The organism is Streptomyces hokutonensis, assembly GCF_000376565.1.
Lineage (GTDB): Bacteria > Actinomycetota > Actinomycetes > Streptomycetales > Streptomycetaceae > Streptomyces > Streptomyces hokutonensis.
In genome coordinates this window covers 15,485-33,647 of the sequence record NZ_BARG01000043.1, presented here as the reverse complement: position 1 = coordinate 33,647, position 18,163 = coordinate 15,485, and the positions used below count along the sequence as shown (strand labels likewise).

The window sequence follows — 18,163 nt, the reverse complement described above, 5'->3', positions numbered from 1 at the left end:
GCGGATCATCCTCGACCTGTTCGCCGGGCCCGGCGGCTGGAGTCACGCGCTCAGCGTCCTCGGCGCGCGGGATGTCGGCCTGGAGTGGGACGAGTGGGCCTGCAAGACCCGTGCCCGGGCCGGGCAGTTGACGATCCGGACCGACGTCGCCGCCTATCCGGCACGGATCTTCTCCGGCCGGATCCTCGGGCTGATCGCCTCTCCTCCATGTCAGGCATGGAGCATGGCGGGCAAGCGCCTCGGCCTGGTCGACCAGCCCCTCGTCCATCAGGCCGTCGCCGACCTCGCCGCCGGACGCGACACCCGTGAGCGGCTGCTCGGCGCGTGCGCGGACGCACGCTCGCTCCTCGCCGCCGAGCCCATGCGCTACCTGCACGCCCTGAACCTGGCGGGCGAGCCCGAATGGGTGCTCATGGAGGAAGTCCCCGACGTCCTGCCCCTGTGGCGGCAGTACGCGGCGATCCTGAGGACCTGGGGATTCTCCGTGTGGACCGGCATCCTCAACGCCGCCGACTACGGCGTCCCCCAGACGAGGAAGCGGGCGATCCTGCTCGCCTCCCGCACCCGCACCGCCGAACCCCCGCCGCCCACCAACGCGCAGTCCGCCGAGCCGGAGTCGCTGTTCGGCCCCGGGCGTGAACGGTGGGTGTCCATGGCCGAAGCCCTGGGCTGGGGTGCCACCGACCGTCCCGTGCCCACCGTGTGCGCGGGCGGCGGACCGGGAGGCGGTCCCGAGCCTTTCCCCTCCGGCTCGCGCAAGACCCTGACCGACGCCCGCGACCGCGGCACCTGGACACCCCACCCCAGCGCCGAACTCGTCCTGGCCTCCCGCCGGGAGGGCTCCGGCTGGGCCGACCGGCCCGGTAAAAACCGCCCCGCAGATGCTCCGGCCCCCACGTTCACCGCCGAGGCGCACCGCTGGTCGTGGTCGCTGCGCAGCAACAACCAGACCAACGCCACCGTGCGGCGGGCCGACGAGCCCGCCGGCACCCTGTTCTTCGGCCACCGGGCCAACGAGTGCACCTGGGTCGCCGAACCCTCTGACGGTGCCAAGGACGGGGAGTCGGGTACGGCGCCGCCGCCGATCAGGATCACCGCGCGCGAGGCCGGCATGCTGCAGACCTTCCCCGCCGACTACCCATGGCAGGGCAACAAAGGCCAGCAGTTCTCCCAGATCGGCAACGCCGTCCCGCCACTGCTGGCCGCGCGCCTGCTGGCCCCCCAGCTCGACGACAGGCCCTTCAACCCCAACGACTTCACTCTGACCGCCTGATGTCCCGCGCCCCCGAATCCGACGAAGACGATCTCGACGCAATCCCACCACCGCAGCCGGTGTTCCACATCGAGCAGGCCCTCCTCGGCGCCCTCCTCCTCGATCCGCACCGTCTTGGCGACGTGAGCGGCATCTCCGCCGACTCGTTCTCCACCGCCGCGCACGCCGCCCTGTTCGCCGCCATCAGCACCCTGCCCCCGCCCGATCCGGCCCAGCACGCGAAGAACACCAAATGGCTCGACCGCGTGCTCGCCGCGAGCCGCAAGGAGGCACGCGCGCTGACCGCCTCGTACCTCCACACGCTCATTCAGGTCTGCCCCTGGTCCCGCCACGCACCGGCCTACGCGCGGATGGTCGAGGCGGAGCACGCCCGCCGCCGACTGCACGGAGCCGCCGAACACCTCGTCCAGACCGTCCACGACGCCTCGCTCCCGCACCCCGTCCGGACAGTGCTCGACGAGGCCGAGGCACTCGCCAGAGTCGTGGACGACATCGCGGCCCGGTTCCCTCCACGCGGGGGTGTCCTGCCGCGTACCCCGGCACCGCCGTCTCCTCCCGCACCCGACTACGCCGAGGCGTTGGAGGAGGAGCAGGTGCTGCTCGCAACCGCCACCGCCCACCCCGCCGCCATCGAGTCCGCCCGGTGGCTGATCCCCGAGGACTTCACCCAGCCCCTCCACGCCGGACTGTGGCAATGCCTCACCGCCCTCACTCGCCGCCAGGAGCCCGTCGACCCCGTCACCGTCCTGTGGGAAGCCCAGCAGCGCGGTCTGCTGGACAGCGGCAGCGAACCGGGCGAAGTCCTCCGTCTGCTGGCCGAACCAGCCGCTTCCGTCGAGCACTGGGGCGAACGCGCCCTGCAGCGCGCCCTCCTGGCCACCGCCGACCACGCCGGCCGCCAGATCGAGGCGTACGCCGACGACCCGGCGAACACACCCTTCCAACTCGTCGTCGGCGCCCGCCGATCCCTCGCCGACATCGGCGCCGTCCGCACCCGCTGGCAGCACGCCACCGCACCGCTCCCGCCGCCGCGACCGCGTCCCGCACCCACCACCCGCGCCGGCCCGCCGACCACCACGGCATCACCCGCCGCACGGACAACCCGATAGCACCCCGCATGCACCGGTGGCCAGACCCCAGAGCGCGGCCACCGGCACAGGAGACGACACCGCAACGTGACCCCCGTACCGCCCATCGACGCTCATGTCCGCCTCGACACCCACCCCACTCATCCCAGCGCTGTCATTGCCGTTCTGACGGGTTCCCAGGCCCGCATCGCCCACATGGGCCTGGAGGCGGCCGACTGGACCGTCGTCGCCGAGAACGTCCTGGTCCTAGTCCGCATCGACCATGAGGAGCCCTACTGGGCCAAGGACGCAGCCACGCACCTGGCCGCCGAGGGCACAAGCGTCGAGATCGCCCCTCGACTCCAGGAAGCCATAGACGAGGAATGGACCTGGGCCAGCTACCCGATGCCCTGGTGCACCCGCAGCGAGATCCGCGAGGTCTCCAACGAGGCACAGAAGATCCACGACGACATCCGCCACGGCCAACTCCTCATCCACGCCCACGCCCACGACGGCCACACCACCGTCGCGGTCGGCACCTACCTCGGCCGCAACGGCAAGTCCGTCTACTTCCACGGCGAGGACCACCTGCGCCAGATCGCCGACACCTTTGACTCACCCGCCCAAGCCCTGGTCGCCTTCGAGAAAGTCCACGCCGCCGACATGCGCCCCGGCCCGGCACCCCTGACCGACACCGAACGCTCTGCCGCTGAAGCCCGCACCCCCCTCGCCGTCACCGAAGCCAAGCCTGAATCGGCTCGCCAGGAGCCGGAGACCGTTCCGGCTTACGCAGCCGACGCCGGCGACCACGACGCTCTCCTCGACGCGTTCCTCGACGCAGACGGCGAGTGGGAGAAGTGGCGCACCTGGTCCGACGAGACCACGCACGTCATCCACGAGTCCCAGACCCTGCGCATCGAGCGCATCCACGAGACCCCCGCCCACGAGACTGCGTGGACCGTGGCCGCCTACGAGACGCCCGTCTCCGACCGGATGTGGGTCCTCACCGCGACCGGCGCCACCCCCGCCCCGGTGGTGCAGGAGCTGCTGGACCACCTCGCAGACGGCGGCGGCTGGGACACGAGTATCGGCACGTCGGTGGACGAGAAAACGGTGACCTCCGCCACGCAGCCCCTCAGCGACGCCTGGTGGAAGCACACCGTGGACGGCCGATGGATCCGCTGGACGTCCCCCGCCGGCGACGCGGGCGTCCAGTTCGACGCCTTCACCGCCCAGCACCCCACCCAGAACCTGGCCACCTGGACCATCTGGGCTGGCCCCGGCCCCGACCGACCCGCCTGGACCCTCACCGCATCCCACCACACCCCGAGTTCGCTCCTGGCCGACATCTCCGAGACCCTCGCCAACGGAGTGGGAGCACGTCAGCCTCACCCGCAGCGTCACGCCGCACGCGACATCGGTACCGTCAACCCGGCTCTCGCGGCCAACAGCACGCGCGCACCCGGCCGTTGAGACCGCAACCGACCCGGACGCCGCGCGTGCTCGCGGGCAGGAGAGGCAACCAGGCTTGCGCCGTGCGCGGCACCTCGACCGAACCCTAGTGAGCGACCGCGAAACGAACCTGTCGGCGACGACTCCAGAGGCGCTCCCACCATGTACCCGCTTGCAGGACAGAGCCGTTCTCTCGGTACAGGACGGTTCAGTGCCTCTCCGCCGGATCGTGGCCGGCCGTTGATCAGAACTGGCGAGATGCGCGGGCCCTACTTCAGAACGCCACCGCGCGCCATACCGTGCCACGTTGTGCGCCCGCAGCATCCTCCACTACCTCTTACGAGACCGGCACCAAAGGTGGTGGTCCAGCCACACACACCAACGATATTGGACTTTTTTACGATTCCGTCTACGGAATCGGCCTGCTCGTGCAGCATGGGCGCCGACAGCATCACCTCCGTTCACAGTGGTCGAGGAGCAAAAGTGGTCCAGCAGTTGGCATCGGCCGGGGAACCGGGCGCCGGGGACTCCCTGGGAGCCGGCCGCAGGGTGCGGTACCTGCGCAATGAGGCCGCACCGTCCGCACAGCGGATGATCTTGGGCAATACACTGCGCCGGCAGCGGACCGGCCTCGGGATCAACCAGCAGGAGGCGGCCTGTGGTCTGCCCGGCTCTTCATCGAAGGTCAGCCGGATCGAGAGCGGGCATCACCAGTTCAAAGCACACGATCTGGCGAATTTCTTCAGGCTGTACAACATCACCGATCCGGCCGAGCAGGAGCGGATGCTGGAGGTGGCAGCAGCGGCCAACGAGCCGACGTGGTGGCAGCCGTGGTCGTGGGCGGCCCCCCAATTCGTGCAGGCCGTGGTCAGTTTCGAGGACATGGCGTCCAGGATCAGGGCGTACGAACCGCTTCAGCTCCACGGGCTGCTGCAGACGCGGGCTTACTCGCGAGCGGTCATCGACCGCGGCCCAGGCACTCTGAAGGAACGCGACGCCCTCGCGGAACTGCGTGAGGAGCGCAAGGCGCGTTTCTCTGCTGTCACCGAGGGCAAGCGCCTGATCGTGATCATCGATGAGGTCAGCCTGCGGCGGCCCGTCGGCTCCAAGGCCGTCATGTGCGAGCAGTTGGAGCATCTGCTCAACCTGTCCGACGACCCGCGCTTCGTGTTCCGACTCGCCGAACTTGGTCGCTACGACCTGCCGGTCGATCTGGGACCGACGACGATCTTCGACTTCGAGGGCATCCTGCCCACCCTCGTCTACGCCGAGGGGTTCGACGGGGGTCTGATCATCCAGGACGAGAAGGACGTGGACATCCGGGTCAAGGCGTTCGACGCCCTGCGGGTCGCCTCGCTGGTTCCCCGCCAGACGGCCCGCAAGATCAGCGACATCCTTGTGCACAGCTACCGTCGCTGAGTCCGGACGGGCCGCCGGCTCACTTCTACAGCTTGCGGCCCACGCCGGCGTACAGGTTTGCCTGGGCGTCGCTGACCACCCCTGGCCCGCTCCCGGGCTCGGGCCGCCACCGGTGTGCGACGACCAGCCCTGGATCGACCATCTCCAACCCGTCGAAGAGCCGCTCGACGTCCGCCCTGGTGCGCACCTGGACGGGGGTCCCGCGCGCTGTGTAGGTGTCGACGATGGCCTGCATGGTCTCCGGCGCGAAATCGCCCGTGGCGTGCGACACGCTCAGATAGGAGCCCGGGACGAGTTCACCGAGAAGCCGACCGACGATCCGGTAGGGCTCTTCTTCGCCCGGCATGAAGTGCAGCAGGGCATTCAGGCTGAGCGCCACTGGCTCCTCGAAGTCGATGACGTCCCTGCTCTTCACCGCAGCGATGACCTCGTCGGGTCTGGCGGCGTCTCCCTGCACATAGCAGGTCTCGCCCTCGGCACTCCCGTCGAGGAGTTCGTCGGCGTACACGAGCACGATCGGGTCATTGTCCACATACGCCACGCGGCTCTCCGGGGCGACCGCCTGGACCACCTCGTGCAGGTTCGGAGACGTCGGTATCCCGGTCCCCACATCGATGAACTGCCGCACCCCCAGCTCCGCGAGAGTGCGCACCGCGCGGTGCATGAAGGCCCGGTTGACCCGGGCCGCAGTCCCCACCGCCGGAAAGAGACGGGTCACGGCCTCAGCCGCTTCGCGATCCACGGCGTAGTTGGTCTTCCCGCCGAGGAAGTAGTCGTACATCCGCGCACTGTGCGGCGCGTCCTGCCCTAAATCCATGTCCTTGCCCTGCCCGGGCTCGGACTGCTCCCCCATAGACCCCTCCCGACATCCAGAACCCGTCCGCCCACGTCAACGGCGGGATGCACTTGCATTGTGCTCATACTTACTGACCGGTCACCGGAGATGTCCAGCACTGAATGACCTTTTTCGTCTGAGGGTCATCTCCGGTACCGACCCTGCCCACGGAACCATGTATTCCGCAGGCAGGTAAGGGTCAACCGCCGCCGCATGTGCTTCCTTGCGGATGCACACATCAGCGGACGGGGATCTTTTCGGTCAGCGGATCACACCTCGCCGCACGCCACGGCAGAGGTGAAAACGGCCGCCGACCGCCTGGACACCGTGATCACCGGCCCGTCGCCCGTCTTCGAGTCACGGAACCAGACCTGTGGGCCGCGCGGCTCCGCCACTTCCACACACGTCCCTTGCGGATTGCTGTACGAACTCTTCCGCCACTGGGTTCCGACCCGTCCGGCGCTGCCTGCGAGGGGACTGAACCCGTTCGTCGGTTTCTCCACCGAACGACCTCCTGCGGTGAACGAACACCCCGTTGCCCGAATGCAATTGCATTTCGGGCCGACGTCAGGAGGATCGCCGCCGTCGCGCCACGTATGCACGCTTGAGGCGACAATGTCTTGTTTCGGGCGTTGGGGCGTGTGCAAATGCGTGGAAGTAGTCGGCGCGTTTATCTCACAGTCGGACCACCTCGCGAGCGCGCCCCGGTCGTGAACGGCATATCCGAACACGCCCCCGCCCACGTCCGCCGCCTTCGAGACCTAAGCGATCCCCATCTGCACAGACGCGGGAGCCTGCGACCTCCGGCCTTCCCTCCGCGGTCGAACACCCACACCGACACCGCCGCCGCAAGAGACAGATTCCAGAACGGTGGGGGCAGGCGAGTGCGCACGCCAGAACGGAGAATCGCAAGACGTCCGATTACGTTCCGCTTAGCGTCGTTCGCGCTCGGCTACAGAAGCCGGGCGGCACCAGGCCCCGGCAGTAGTGATTTGGGATCCTCCGCCGGGGCCCGTGTCCACGACTCCCTTCAGGAGACCGCAGTGGGCCTTTCCCCTTGGCGACGACGCCGCAAACCGCGCCATGCCCGACCCCGCGCCACTCTCCTCGCCCGTGTGTGCGAGCCATGTCTCGGTGAGTACCTGCAGCTCGCGCTCGGACCGGCCAGCCACCTGACGTTCCTTCAGCCGCATGGGCACTGGCTGATGACCGCAGGATCGCTTGCCCTGCTCGGCCTGCGCCTCGCCGGCCACCGGGCCGGACACCACTCCGCCAAGCAGTTCCACTGACGTCCGCCGGGGGCGCCGCCCGGCGCGGCGCCCCACGGTCCGGCCGTCGGCTCCCCTCCACCCCTGGGTCTCCACATGCATCGAGCACCACGCCCCTCGCTCACCGAGGCGACACACATCGGCCTGGTCATGAAATCGGTCTGGCGCCAGAGCGGTTTACCCGCCGAGGGGCTCGCTTCCCAGACCGGAGCAGGGTTCGCGTACATCGCGGCCGTATTCTCCGGCAGCCGGTTCCCCAGCCGACGCTTCACCATCCGGTACGCGCGCGCCTGCGGCGCCGACCACCACGTTCTGCTGAAGGTGTGGGAAGACGAACACGGACGACGTCACCACCCGGTCGAACACCAGCAGACACAGCAGCCACATTCCGCCCCCGCCTACCATCAATTCCCGTGAAACGGCTGCCGTAAGGCAGCACGATTCCTATGCTGACCGGTGGCGTGCCGGTATATCGGTGCTCTCTCCCCCATGCGTTTCGGCCACACGGCCGGGACTCCACACAAGACAAGGAGAGAGGAAGATATGACGGAAAGCCAACAGGATCAGGCAGACCATGGAGGGTGGACGGATTGGTTACGCCGACGGATTGTGAGCGTCGGCCGCAACCCCTGGTTCCAGGCGATATGCATGGCCGCGGCTACCGCCGTCGTGACTTCGCTGACTACCAAGTTCCTCGGCCTCCTCTGACCCCTTCCCGAATCCGGTAGGTCCGGGAAGGGGCGGCCAGAGGATCGCGGCTGCCGATCACACACGTGGCCCGCGCTTCAGGGCGCGGGCCACGTTCACTGTGGGCCCCGCCGGCGCGGACGCGCATAACTTGACTCTTAAGGCACTACATTGCATGGCGAAACATGGGATTGCAACGGCCTCCCGGTGAATGGCCAAGTCCCGGGCGTTCTCCGGCTCGGTCTCACGAGACCTTCGCCCACGAAGCGGACCCTCGCCGCCCGCAGGTCCCGGACGCAGAACAAGCCTCGTCACCGGCCCGTCAGCCACCCCTAGGACCCCGGCCAGCCTCAGCTCTAGCCACTCCTGCTGCCGACCAGCCCACGAGAGCGGGGCAACATAGCGCGGGATCGCCGGTTAGCCAAACCGGCGATCCCGCGCACCATTAATAGTCCACCGCCACACCCTGCCCGCACGTCGAAAGGCACCGCTCCACGACCACAAAGCAGCCACGCAGCAAGTATGCCCAAGAGGCCCACAGGCGATCACGCCGCCGCGTAGCTCGCCCGGAACAGCTCCTGCGCCCGCTCCACGTCCTTCGGCGTACGGAGCTGAACCTCCAGATCGCCCGTCCCATGGTGGCCGAGCCCGGACACGTCCCGGGTGAAGCCCGGAACGAGGTCGACGTCCTTCGGGTCGACCTTCAGATAGACCAACAGCTTGCTGCGCTGCGGCGGACAGAGACAGGCGAAGTTCCACAGCCGCTGGTACGCCCGATACTGCTTACGCTCGACACGGTTCACGCCGTCCCCGAGCCCCAGCAGCGCCTCGTCGACCGCGCCCGCCAACTCCACCATCGACGCGCCCTGGACGTCGGCCGCCGCCCGAGCAACCGCCTGGCGCCGCGTCCGACGGGCCAGCTGCATGCCGCCGCTCACGGAGGCCACAGCCTCAAGACCGAGCAGATCGCTGCCGAAGAGTCGGTAGCGGACCAGGTCGATCGAGCGTCGGTGCTCGCGCACAGCATGCACGTCGTAGCGGGTGAAGTCGCCGGCGATACAGATCAGGCGCGGTCCGCTCCACAGGACGTGGGACGCGGCCGTCACCCCGAGCCGATCGCGAACCAGGTGCTCGAACTCGGACCGGTGGTCCATCAGCCATGCCAGGTAGAACAGGCCCTGGTTAATGACGCCGGCATCGACACCGCGCTTGTACTCGACGATGACCGGCGAGCCATTCTCGTCCAGCCCAAGCGAGTCGATCCGGCCCCCGTGGACGGGCCCGGTGCTGTACTCGCTCGCCAGGAACCGGACGCCCAGCAGCGTCTTCATGTGTGCCTCGACGAGACCCTGCACATCGGCCTCGATCTCAGCAAGACGCGGCACGACCTCGGTCATGCCGCTACACGTCGTGTCCGTGCGGAACAGTTTCAGGCCCGACACCTTCCCCTCCTCGGCTCGGAGATCACCAACGCCGAGGAGGTGCGGAATTGTTTCCGCGAGAGGCTTCGGAGGCGTGAAGATGGTGTGAGACCCTACATACGGCTCGACCGGGGAGCGCTCGTGTCCCCCGGTCACCAAGAGTCCGCGATTCCCCCATACGTCCCCCGCGGCCCTGGGGACAACGCTCAGAAGCTGCGTTTACGCAGGTCAGCCCCCGTAGCTCAGTGGTTAGAGCAGGTGCCTTCTAAGCGCCTGCTGTAAATTCTTACCCCAGTAGCTCTGAAGACCAAGCCGCGGCAAGTCGGCGCATTCACGCATCACCACGACGGCTTGCACACTGCACCCAGCGGCGACAAGCCCGTCCACTTCCGCTCGTGCCTCGGCCGACAGCCTGCTCCACAACGAATCAGTGGCGACGCAGGCGCCAGGCCGTTGCCCGCCACTGCGACTACCGACGACGAGTCCATTCCTCGGAGGAGCCGTGCGCCAAGACTGCCCTGACACGCCATCAGCCAACTACACTCCCGGCGACGCCTCCTGACCAAGCCAGATAGCGAAATGCTGCTGGAGTATAGGCTGAATTCCCTAAACTCCGGAAAGTACCGCCCTAATTTCGTCAACCTGTCGAACCACAGCGGCGCGGTCGCCATCATCCTTCCATCCCGCCAACAGGAATGCATCATCTCCATCGGCAACCTCACTCAAGGCAGCAAGGGCTACGTTATGGAGTTGACCCTGGCGGCGGATTCCCTGGATTGCATCCAGAAAATTCTCGTCATTCATCCACACGTAATCACGCGATTCGGTGGCCGCTGCCGCAATGATCGCTACAGCTGCAACTACTTCCTCCGGGAGAAAATCTCGGTTAATGACTGATGCATCCGCTGCGACCTTGGCCAGAACATCCTCCACGGAGGCCAACCGCTCCTCAAGGGGCAAGCCCTTCACCTGGTCAATGAAGTCTTGCGCACTGTCACTCTCCAGAACACCGACTGGATCGCCGACAAGACCCGTTGGGGCCTGAGCATCGACGCCGCCGAGCGCGACGCGCTCACCCAGCAGCTCACCCAGCAGCTCGCCGACTGCCCCGACCTGCCGATCACCGTCACCCTCGCCCGCTGAGGACGCCGCCGGCCCGCCGCTACGGGGGAAAGCGGCGGGCCGGCGGCGCTGCACGGCGGCACGCAAGTCAGCCGATGATGGCGACCGGGGCGTCCCAGGCATTGCGGTCGACGTTGATGGTGTAGCCGCCGCGGGTCTCCTTGCTGTTGGCCTTGTACTGGTGGCCGCGGCTGTGGTCGGTGTACAGCTTCGGGTCCCAGGGCCAGTCCTTGGTGGTGGTCTCCTGGCCGTTCCACAGGGCGTACCAGAGGTTGCCGGGCAGGTCCGTGCGGTTCTTGGCGGTGGCGATCGCCTTGGCACCGGAGCTGCTGAAGCCGTAGAGGCCCGCGCGGTAGGTCCTGGCGCGCAGGGTTTTGGTGAAGGACCGCACGTAGGTGAGGGTGGCGTCGTTGCATGCCTTGTCGGCGATGTCGTACGACTCCATGTTGAGGTAGATCGGACTGCCGGGCTTCATGCCGAGCGCCGACGCCTTGGCTACCGCGTCGTTGGCATTGGCAGCGCCTACCGAGGCGGCGGTGGCCGCGGTGAACCTCTCCTTGTTGAGGCTCTTCTGGCAGGGCGGCTGTGCGCCGACGTACAAGGGGATGATCCGCCAGCCGAGGGTGTCGACCGACTTCACCCAGGACTTGGTGAGGTTGGGCTGGGCGCAACCCCGGTTCTTGCCGCCGATGTAGACGGCGACGCCGCTGTAGTAGGCGTCCTTCTTCCACGCATTCATCGCGGTGAGCGAGGGCGCCGTGCAGGCGTCGAAGGCCCGGCCGGTGAAGGTCCTCTGCGCGGGCCACGTTGTGGCGGCCATCGAGGTCTGCGCCGCGATCCCGGCGCCGGACACGACGACGATGCCGGTCGTCGCCAGGGCGATGTAGCGGCCCTTTCTGGACAGCCGATGCTTCGGCATTTCCCCACCTCACAAGTATTCAACCGGCCAGGGTTGTTGCAGCCCAGGCCGATAACGAAAAGAGAAATCGGTGCGCTTTATGACGGCCGATCAGCGTTCAGCTTGCGGAGTTGCGGCCGATGAACCATACGGCCGCTCCTGCGACGACAGCGGCGAGGCCCAACAGCAGGACAGGAAGGCCCGGGCCGGGAAGAACGTACATCGCTGCTCCGGCCGCTGTGAGAGCGACGCCGATCGACATCACCAGGACGCCGACGCGGGACTGGGACATGCTTATTGCTCCTTGGTTTTCACTGTTGAGAGGTGCTCGAGAAGTCAGGGCGGCTGCCCGGGCCGCTGAGAAACGGCCCGGGCAGCCTGGAATGTACCGGGGGTCAGTATCCCCAGTAGATCTTCGACGAGTAGACGTAGGTTCGCCGGTAAGTGGTCCACCAGGACGACGTCTCGGAGAACCGGAAGTTGGTGTACGTCTTCCGGTAGGTGATCCGGTCCTGGTACTGCGTGGTGTAGACGGACACCCATTCGGCCAGAACCTTTTCGCGGCTCCACGACAGGAGGGTGCAGCGGACACCGCGCTGGGTGCGCCAGCGCCACCGCTCCTTCCAGCCCACGATCGCCAGGGGCGTCCAGTCGGCGAGCGCGTCCCACATCCAGGAGTACTTCTTGGTGCGCCAGCTGGTGTAGGACCACTTGCCGGACCAGGTGATCTTGATGTCGCTTCGCCAGCCGGTCCACGCGTACCACGGGATCTTGCAGGGCAGGCAGCCGGAGACGTCCTCTGCGTTGACCGGGTCGGCGCAGACGTAGTCGTAGTTGCTGCAGCTGCCGCCGGCGACCGGATCGGTCTGCAGGAACCGGCCGGAGGCCGGGTCGTACAGGCGTACGCCCATGAGGACGAGGTTGCCGAGGGTGTCGGCGGAGCGCTGTTCGCCGCCGAAGAACCCGTAGCGGGCCTGCTCGGTGCTGGTGCGCTTGCCGAACTCGTCCGTGGTCAGGGCCGTGGGGGCCTTGGAGGTGTCGAGCGGGAGTGCGAGGGAGACGTCGTTGTGCAGGTCGACGAGTTGCAGGACGACGTCACCGGTCTTGCTGGTGGTGGCACCGAGGCTGCGTCCGGCGGATTCCACGTTGCGGGTGATGGCCCCGGTGGTGGTGCTCTCGACGATCCAGGTCGGCTTGTCGCTGTCGCTGCTGTAGTGGTTGACCTTGGTCGCGGTCGTGGTCCAGCTGCCCGAGGCGTTCGACTCGACGGTCCAGGAACGGATCCGGCGGGTGGCGTCGAGAGCCCAGGTCTGACGCTGGTCGCCCAACTGCTGCTGCCTCACGAGGTCGTTGAGGTAGTAGCCGAGCGTGCCCTCACCGGGAACGGTGGTAGCGCGGCCGAACGCGTCGTAGACGTAGCCGCTGTCGGTCCGCCGATCTGCCGTGTCGTAGGTGCTGGTGACGGTCGTACCGCCGGTCGTCGGGCAGTCCAGACCGGGGGCTGCGGCGGCCGTTGTGACGGAGGTGCGGTTGGAATGCTTGTCCCAGACGTACGAGCGGCGGGTGCAGACGCTGTCGGCGGTGTCCTCCACCGACGTCAGTCGGCCGGCCGTGTCGTAGCCGTAGGCGCGGTTGGTGTTCTGTCCTGCGCCTCCGGCCCGGGTGGCCCACTGGTCGTGAGCCGTGACCGTGGCGGCGTCGCTGAGCAGCAGGGCGCCGTCAGAGTCACGGGTGTAGGCGCGCTCCGTCGGCTTGCCGGCCGGGTCGTTGGACTGGGTCATCGTGTAGCCGCCGGGCAGTTTCTCGGTGGCCACGTTGCCGTCCGCGTCGTACGAGGTGCGGAAGGATCCCGCGACGGAGTCGGTGAGCGAGACGAGCAGTCCGCGCGGCTCTGCCGAGGTGTCGTAGGTGTAGGTGACCGTGGAGGGGGCGCCGTCGGTGCTCTTGACCGGCCGGTTGAGCTGGTCGTACTGCACCGAGGTGGTGTTGGTGTCGGCGTCCGTGTAGCTCATCTGACGTCCGAGCACGTCGAAGGTACGGGTAATGGCGCCCCCGGTGGTCGAGGAGGTCTTGGTGAGGTGTCCTGCCTCCACGTCGTAGGTGAAGGTCTGGTCCGGGATGGCGGTGCCGGCGGTGCCGCCGGTGGTCACCGTCGACTGCCGGCCTGCTGCGTCGTAGGTGGTGACCAGGGTGCGGGTGGCGCCGTTGGCGCTCTCCACGACCTTCGCCGGCTGGCCGTAGACGTTGTACTCGTTGTAGATCACCGGCAGGGCGCCATTGGTGCCGGCTGCGGCACCCGCGTAGCGCACCTCGCAGACCTGGTCGGCCCACTCAGGACGACCCGCGCAGGTTCCGGTGCCGGTGGCGGACCAATAGGTGGTCAGCTGGGTTCCGGGGTCGGTTCCGTTCGACTTGGGCATGAGCGACTTGACGGCACGGCCTTTGTCGTCGAACTCGGTGATCCGGGTGATCGCCAGGCCGCCGGGGTCCTGCACGTTCTTCGTGGCCAGGCCCTTGGCCCAGTCGTACTCGGTGGTGGTGACACGCCCGTCGGCCATCTGACCGGGATAGGTCAGCAGTTCGGCGCCGACGGTCTCCTTGGTGGGCTGGTTGACCACGCTGGCCGAGCCGTCGGTGGGACGACCGGCGTCGTAGGACGTGGTCGTCCACGTACGACCGGGAGCCGCGGTGCCCGCTGCGAGCAGGACCGTGCCGTCGGCGGCCTCGAGGTCCTTCCCCAATGTCAGCATGCGCAGTGGACCACGGGAGTCGGTCGAGCGGGAGCCGTCGGCGGCGAAAGTGGTCTCCGTGGCCAGCAGACGGGCCCGCGCTGCGGATCCGGCCGCGTCGGAGCCCAGTCCGAGCTCGGCGAGGTTGGCCTTGTCCTTGGCGGTCAGCCCGAGAGCGAGGGCGCGGTTCGCGGCCGACAGCTCCATCACCGTGTTGCCGTACCGGTCGTACTGGGTGGTGGTGATGTGGTCGCCAGGGTTGCGCTGGTTGACCTGGCGGCCGGAGGCGTTCATGTAGAGCACCATGGCCCGGGCGTAGTCGTCCTTCGACAACTGCGCACCGTCGGAGGAGGAGGGCACCTTGTCCGCGGGGAAGACCGCGGTGGCGTCGACGGGAGCCTCGTTCTGTCCCCACTTGGCGGCATCGGCCGAGCCCATCGCGGCCGGGGCCGTCGTCCCGGTGAGCGGAACGTTGTAGACGACCGTGGAGGTCGCCGTGCCAGAGACCTGGTCCTTCGTGCCGGCCGCCAGGGTGGGCCTCTGCACGGACAGCAGCATGCCGTCCGAGGCACCCGTCACCGCGGCGACCTTGCCGTAGTTGAACGTCCACGGCAGTTGTCCCGGTGGTGTCAGGGTGCTGACGCGACCGGCGGGGTCATAGGTGTACGTGGTCTTCAGAGCGGGGCTGCTCCGCGGGTCCCACACCTGCCGCAGACGGCCCTGCTCGTCATAGGCGTAGCGGGCCACGCCGACCGCGGTGGAATTGGCGGCGCCGGGTTCGGAGGCCCACACCTTGAGCTCGGAAACCTGGCCTGCGATGTCGCCCAAGGTACTGGCGGTGGCGGTGGTCGTGGTCGCGTAGACGAAGTCCAGGACCTTGCAGCCGCGGGTCGACGGGGTGGCCTCACACGTCGTGGCCGTGGCCGCGCTCGTAGCGCCGATGATGCGCTTGGGGCGGCTGACCCGCTTGCCGTCGATGGTGACGGCTTCGGATACGACCAGGCTTTCCCCGCCGTCGATACCTGACTTGACCGAGCTGGACAGCTGCCAGGTCGGGGCGTCGGCGGCAGCCTTCTTGAAGGTGGTCACCGAGCCGTCATCCTCCTTCAGGGTGAAGGAGGATGAGAAACCGCCGGTCAGGGCGAGTTCTTCGAAGCCGGGCTCGGGGATCCAGCCGTTCTGGGCCTGGTTGGCCGTGAAGTACACGGACGCGCCGTCGGTCGAGACGAGGTTGAGCGAGGTGTTGGAGGTCTTCTCGATGTGGGAGTACCCCGAGTCCACCTCGGGGGCGGTGGTGCCGGAGACCCACTCCTTGCCGAAGATCGGCGCCTGGCCCGTCTGCTTGGTGCCCTTGTCCGGCACTCGTGAGGAGGCCGTACGGCTCACCGACAGGCCCAGCACCTCGGCGTCCGAGGCCCCGAGCGAGTAGTCACCGTTGAGCAGGTTCACCGAGCCCGGGCCCACCTGGGAACCGGCGGCACCGTCCGCGTTGCGGTCAACCACCACCGGAAGTGGCTGCGTACTGCCCGCCGCGCCGTTCGGCCCGGTGAAGTCGGCCTTGATCTGGACGCTTCCATCGGGGTCGACGGTGCTGGTGGCGTTCCAGGCGAGGGCGGCGTTTTTGCCGTTCACCAGCGGGACCGGCCACGATGTGAGCGCTTGGCCGTCCTTGCCGACGTCCGCGACCGGGATCTTCGTCCAGGTGTCGGCGTCGGAACGACGCCAGGAGAAGGAGACGGAGTCGTACTTGCCCGCTTCGGCCTCGGCGAGAAGCGGCAGCCGGCGCGCGGTGCTCTCACCCTCGCTCGGCTGGACGAAGCCGCCAGGCCCTGCGTGGAAGGTGTAGTCCAGAGACTCGGACTTGTTGTCCGCCTTGTCGACCTGCCGTACCTGGAGGGTGTGAGTGCCGTCCTTGGGCGGGGTGATGCTGATGCCCTTGGCCGCGGTGGACCCGCCGGTGGTGACCTTGGTCCACGTCAGGCCGTCCAAGGACCATTCGAGCCAGTTGTGATCGGTGCCCCGGGGCGTGACCGTGAAAGTGCCGGCCTGTCCGGCGCCCTTGACCCACGCGGTGGACGGATAGTCCGTCGACGTCACACCGGTCGGGGCCGAGGGGGCGGTGGCGTCGACCGTGAAGGTCTTCCACTCCGACCAGCCCGTGTTGTAGTGCGCCCCGTCGTACGGCGAGGTGCGGAATTTGTACGTCTTGCCGTTGGTCAGGACTCCGGCCGGGACGGTCACGGAGGCGGCCTGTCCGGAGTTCACCCAGGGCGAGACGATGACGTTGCCGACCTGGGCGTTGGTGGCGGAGTCGAAGATCTGGAAGGTGCCGTTGACCTTGTCCCCGTTGGGGTCGACGAAGGTGTCCCGCAGGGTCGGGGTGGCGGTGTTGACCACATAGGCGCCCCCGTAGGAGAAGAACGGCGCACCCGCCTCCTGCTTCGTGCCCGTGCGCGGCCGGTAGTTGTACGTGACAGTCAGCTTCGGCGGGTTCGAGGCTGCGTTAGCGGAGTTGACACGTTTCCACTGCCCCGTGACAGCCTCATCTGTGGCACGCAGACCCATGTGCGACTTGGCCGCCTTGGCCGAGGCCCATTCCTGCACCATGGTCGTGACGTTGGCGTTGATCCAGCCGTCCGGCTGCGTGGAACACGAAGCGTTGCCCAGGGTCTCCGAGGAAGTGGCCTTCTTCGCGGTCCATGACGGCTGGGCCGTCCACCGCGACGATGTCGTCGTAGCGCCGGTGGACCACACCTCCCACGGCTGGGTCGGACATGACGATCCGGTGTAGTTGCCGGAGTGGAAGTTCCACAGCGAGAGCTTCGCGTCCGTCACCAGCGCGTCGGCGATCGGCGCGGTGTTCCACGAGACGAACGACCGGGCGGTCCGGAAGGTCCCGTCAGCGTTCTGCGTCCCGGGGTTACCCAGGTCCAGCTCGACATCCGTGGACCAGTCGACCGTGGTGCCCTGCTGGACGTAGGTGTCGAAGACATTGGAGAGCGCCGAGGTGGAAGGGTCCACCGTGACGGGATACTTCGTGGCCGGATCGGCCAGGAAGTTGGCGTCGGGGGTGATGACGAGATCGACACCGCCCTTGACCTTGACGACCTTCATGGCAACGCGGACCTGGCGCGTGTGTTCGCCGGAGACCGGGTCGACCGTTGCGTCCCACATGACCGGGGCGGGCATGACAGCGGTCTTCTTCGACTTCTTGTCGGTGAACAGCACGCTGCCGTCGGCTTGCTGCTCGACTTTCAGGCCCTTGGTCCGAAGCGGCAGGGTGTAGGAGAAGCCGGTCTCCGGCCTAGCTTTGACCTCGACGAACTGCTCGAAGCCGGTACGGGTGGCTTCCACCACCACATCCGCGCCGGGCACCGCGTTGACATAGGTGGCGCGAGTACCGTCCAGCTGAGGCGCCGGCAGCCCACCGCGCCACTGCAGGGTGATCTGCTCGTCCCCCTGGCCGAGCGTGACCAGATCGGCGGCCGGAGCGGACTGGGCCGCTGTCAGGGAAGACGGCCTGGCGCCCGTCTTCCCTGACAGCTTCAACCCAGCCGGGTGCGCCTTGGCGGCAACGGAACCGTCGGCCTGAGCGGCCAGGTCGACATCCACATCGCGCCAGACACCCGTGGCGGGGTCCTTGAAGCGCACAGGCCCGGCGGTCAGCTCGGTGGTGAGCGACCCGTCCTTATTGACCCAGGTGGTCGACGTCTCGGTGCGCTCGGAAAGGGCCTCGACCCTCTTACCGGACAACTTCGCGGCGATACGGGCCGAAGCGATGTCAGCGGCCTGTGTCACCGCCTTCTTCTGCGGTACGGCCGCAGGCGCCTGGAGCGGCTGGGCAAGAGCGGAACCAGCGCCGTCCAGCACGGTGACGGCCATGGCCAGGGCGAGACCACTCGCTATGAAGCGCGCTCTCCCCCCGGCCCCCAACCGTCTGCGCCTCCCCGGCGCAGAGCTGTGAGTTGCCACGATTTCCCCCGTCTCATGCG

Annotated in this window: 14 protein-coding genes; 7 read left to right on the top strand and 7 right to left on the bottom strand. The window is 67.8% G+C overall.

Annotated features, from left to right (window positions below; translation table 11 throughout):
- Positions 1-4 precede the first annotated feature (4 nt).
- From SSP08S_RS25870 to SSP08S_RS25855, 4 genes are all read left to right on the top strand, one after another.
- Positions 5-1,273, top strand: a complete 1,269-nt coding sequence (locus SSP08S_RS25870) for a DNA cytosine methyltransferase (RefSeq protein ID WP_026178827.1) — start codon at positions 5-7, stop codon at positions 1,271-1,273.
- Positions 1,273-2,382 carry a DnaB-like helicase N-terminal domain-containing protein gene (locus SSP08S_RS25865; RefSeq protein WP_019070539.1) on the top strand — a complete coding sequence of 370 codons (1,110 nt, stop codon included), beginning with the start codon at positions 1,273-1,275 and terminating at the stop codon, positions 2,380-2,382. Before SSP08S_RS25870 ends, SSP08S_RS25865 begins: the two co-directional genes overlap by 1 nt.
- Before the next feature lie 66 nt (positions 2,383-2,448).
- Positions 2,449-3,813 (top strand): SPDY domain-containing protein, encoded by a 1,365-nt coding sequence (locus SSP08S_RS25860; protein ID WP_019070538.1) that lies wholly within the window; start codon positions 2,449-2,451, stop codon positions 3,811-3,813.
- A 414-nt stretch (positions 3,814-4,227) separates the two neighbouring features.
- A complete protein-coding gene (locus SSP08S_RS25855; protein ID WP_245607950.1) occupies positions 4,228-5,211 on the top strand; it encodes a helix-turn-helix domain-containing protein in 984 nt (327 codons plus the stop codon).
- Positions 5,212-5,236: 25 nt separating this feature from the next.
- Here SSP08S_RS25855 and SSP08S_RS25850 read toward each other — a convergent pair whose 3' ends face one another.
- Positions 5,237-6,064, bottom strand: a complete 828-nt coding sequence (locus tag SSP08S_RS25850; RefSeq protein WP_019070536.1) for an SAM-dependent methyltransferase — start codon at positions 6,062-6,064, stop codon at positions 5,237-5,239.
- A gap of 251 nt (positions 6,065-6,315) precedes the next feature.
- Positions 6,316-6,549: a DUF397 domain-containing protein gene (locus tag SSP08S_RS64230; RefSeq protein ID WP_051105980.1), complete on the bottom strand. Its 234-nt coding sequence runs from the start codon at positions 6,547-6,549 to the stop codon at positions 6,316-6,318.
- A 612-nt stretch (positions 6,550-7,161) separates the two neighbouring features.
- Here SSP08S_RS64230 and SSP08S_RS61845 point away from each other — a divergent pair.
- Together SSP08S_RS61845 and SSP08S_RS61840 are read left to right on the top strand one after the other, a co-directional pair.
- The gene (locus tag SSP08S_RS61845; protein WP_158697202.1) at positions 7,162-7,335 is read left to right on the top strand and encodes a hypothetical protein; all 174 of its coding nucleotides are present in this window, start codon (positions 7,162-7,164) and stop codon (positions 7,333-7,335) included.
- Positions 7,336-7,464: 129 nt separating this feature from the next.
- A complete protein-coding gene (locus tag SSP08S_RS61840) occupies positions 7,465-7,731 on the top strand; it encodes a hypothetical protein (RefSeq protein WP_158697201.1) in 267 nt (88 codons plus the stop codon).
- An 815-nt stretch (positions 7,732-8,546) separates the two neighbouring features.
- On the opposite strand, the gene SSP08S_RS25830 is transcribed toward SSP08S_RS61840, so the two are convergent.
- The gene (locus SSP08S_RS25830) at positions 8,547-9,443 is read right to left on the bottom strand and encodes a DUF5655 domain-containing protein (protein WP_019070532.1); all 897 of its coding nucleotides are present in this window, start codon (positions 9,441-9,443) and stop codon (positions 8,547-8,549) included.
- Between the two features lie 585 nt (positions 9,444-10,028).
- Positions 10,029-10,391 (bottom strand): hypothetical protein, encoded by a 363-nt coding sequence (locus tag SSP08S_RS63565; RefSeq protein WP_245607949.1) that lies wholly within the window; start codon positions 10,389-10,391, stop codon positions 10,029-10,031.
- A gap of 15 nt (positions 10,392-10,406) precedes the next feature.
- On the opposite strand from SSP08S_RS63565, the gene SSP08S_RS63560 reads away from it, so the two are divergent.
- Positions 10,407-10,565 carry a hypothetical protein gene (locus SSP08S_RS63560; RefSeq protein WP_019070530.1) on the top strand — a complete coding sequence of 53 codons (159 nt, stop codon included), beginning with the start codon at positions 10,407-10,409 and terminating at the stop codon, positions 10,563-10,565.
- Between the two features lie 67 nt (positions 10,566-10,632).
- On the opposite strand, the gene SSP08S_RS25815 is transcribed toward SSP08S_RS63560, so the two are convergent.
- From SSP08S_RS25815 to SSP08S_RS25805, 3 genes are all read right to left on the bottom strand, one after another.
- Positions 10,633-11,463: a glycoside hydrolase domain-containing protein gene (locus SSP08S_RS25815; RefSeq protein WP_019070529.1), complete on the bottom strand. Its 831-nt coding sequence runs from the start codon at positions 11,461-11,463 to the stop codon at positions 10,633-10,635.
- Positions 11,464-11,560: 97 nt separating this feature from the next.
- Entirely contained in the window at positions 11,561-11,734 is a 174-nt protein-coding gene (locus tag SSP08S_RS62570) for a hypothetical protein (RefSeq protein WP_019070528.1), read from the bottom strand.
- 103 nt (positions 11,735-11,837) lie between these two features.
- Positions 11,838-18,053 (bottom strand): RHS repeat-associated core domain-containing protein, encoded by a 6,216-nt coding sequence (locus SSP08S_RS25805; RefSeq protein ID WP_019070527.1) that lies wholly within the window; start codon positions 18,051-18,053, stop codon positions 11,838-11,840.
- Between the last annotated feature and the right edge of the window lie 110 nt (positions 18,054-18,163).

What these genes read in the sequence shown, in the direction of transcription:
- SSP08S_RS25815 (WP_019070529.1), bottom strand. Translation starts at nt 11,463, where the DNA reads ATGCCGAAGCATCGGCTGTCCAGAAAGGGCCGCTACATCGCCCTGGCG.
- SSP08S_RS25865 (WP_019070539.1), top strand. Translation starts at nt 1,273, where the DNA reads ATGTCCCGCGCCCCCGAATCCGACGAAGACGATCTCGACGCAATCCCA.
- SSP08S_RS61840 (WP_158697201.1), top strand. Translation starts at nt 7,465, where the DNA reads ATGAAATCGGTCTGGCGCCAGAGCGGTTTACCCGCCGAGGGGCTCGCT.
- SSP08S_RS25805 (WP_019070527.1), bottom strand. Translation starts at nt 18,053, where the DNA reads ATGGCCGTCACCGTGCTGGACGGCGCTGGTTCCGCTCTTGCCCAGCCG.
- SSP08S_RS25855 (WP_245607950.1), top strand. Translation starts at nt 4,228, where the DNA reads ATGGGCGCCGACAGCATCACCTCCGTTCACAGTGGTCGAGGAGCAAAA.
- SSP08S_RS62570 (WP_019070528.1), bottom strand. Translation starts at nt 11,734, where the DNA reads ATGTCCCAGTCCCGCGTCGGCGTCCTGGTGATGTCGATCGGCGTCGCT.
- SSP08S_RS25850 (WP_019070536.1), bottom strand. Translation starts at nt 6,064, where the DNA reads ATGGGGGAGCAGTCCGAGCCCGGGCAGGGCAAGGACATGGATTTAGGG.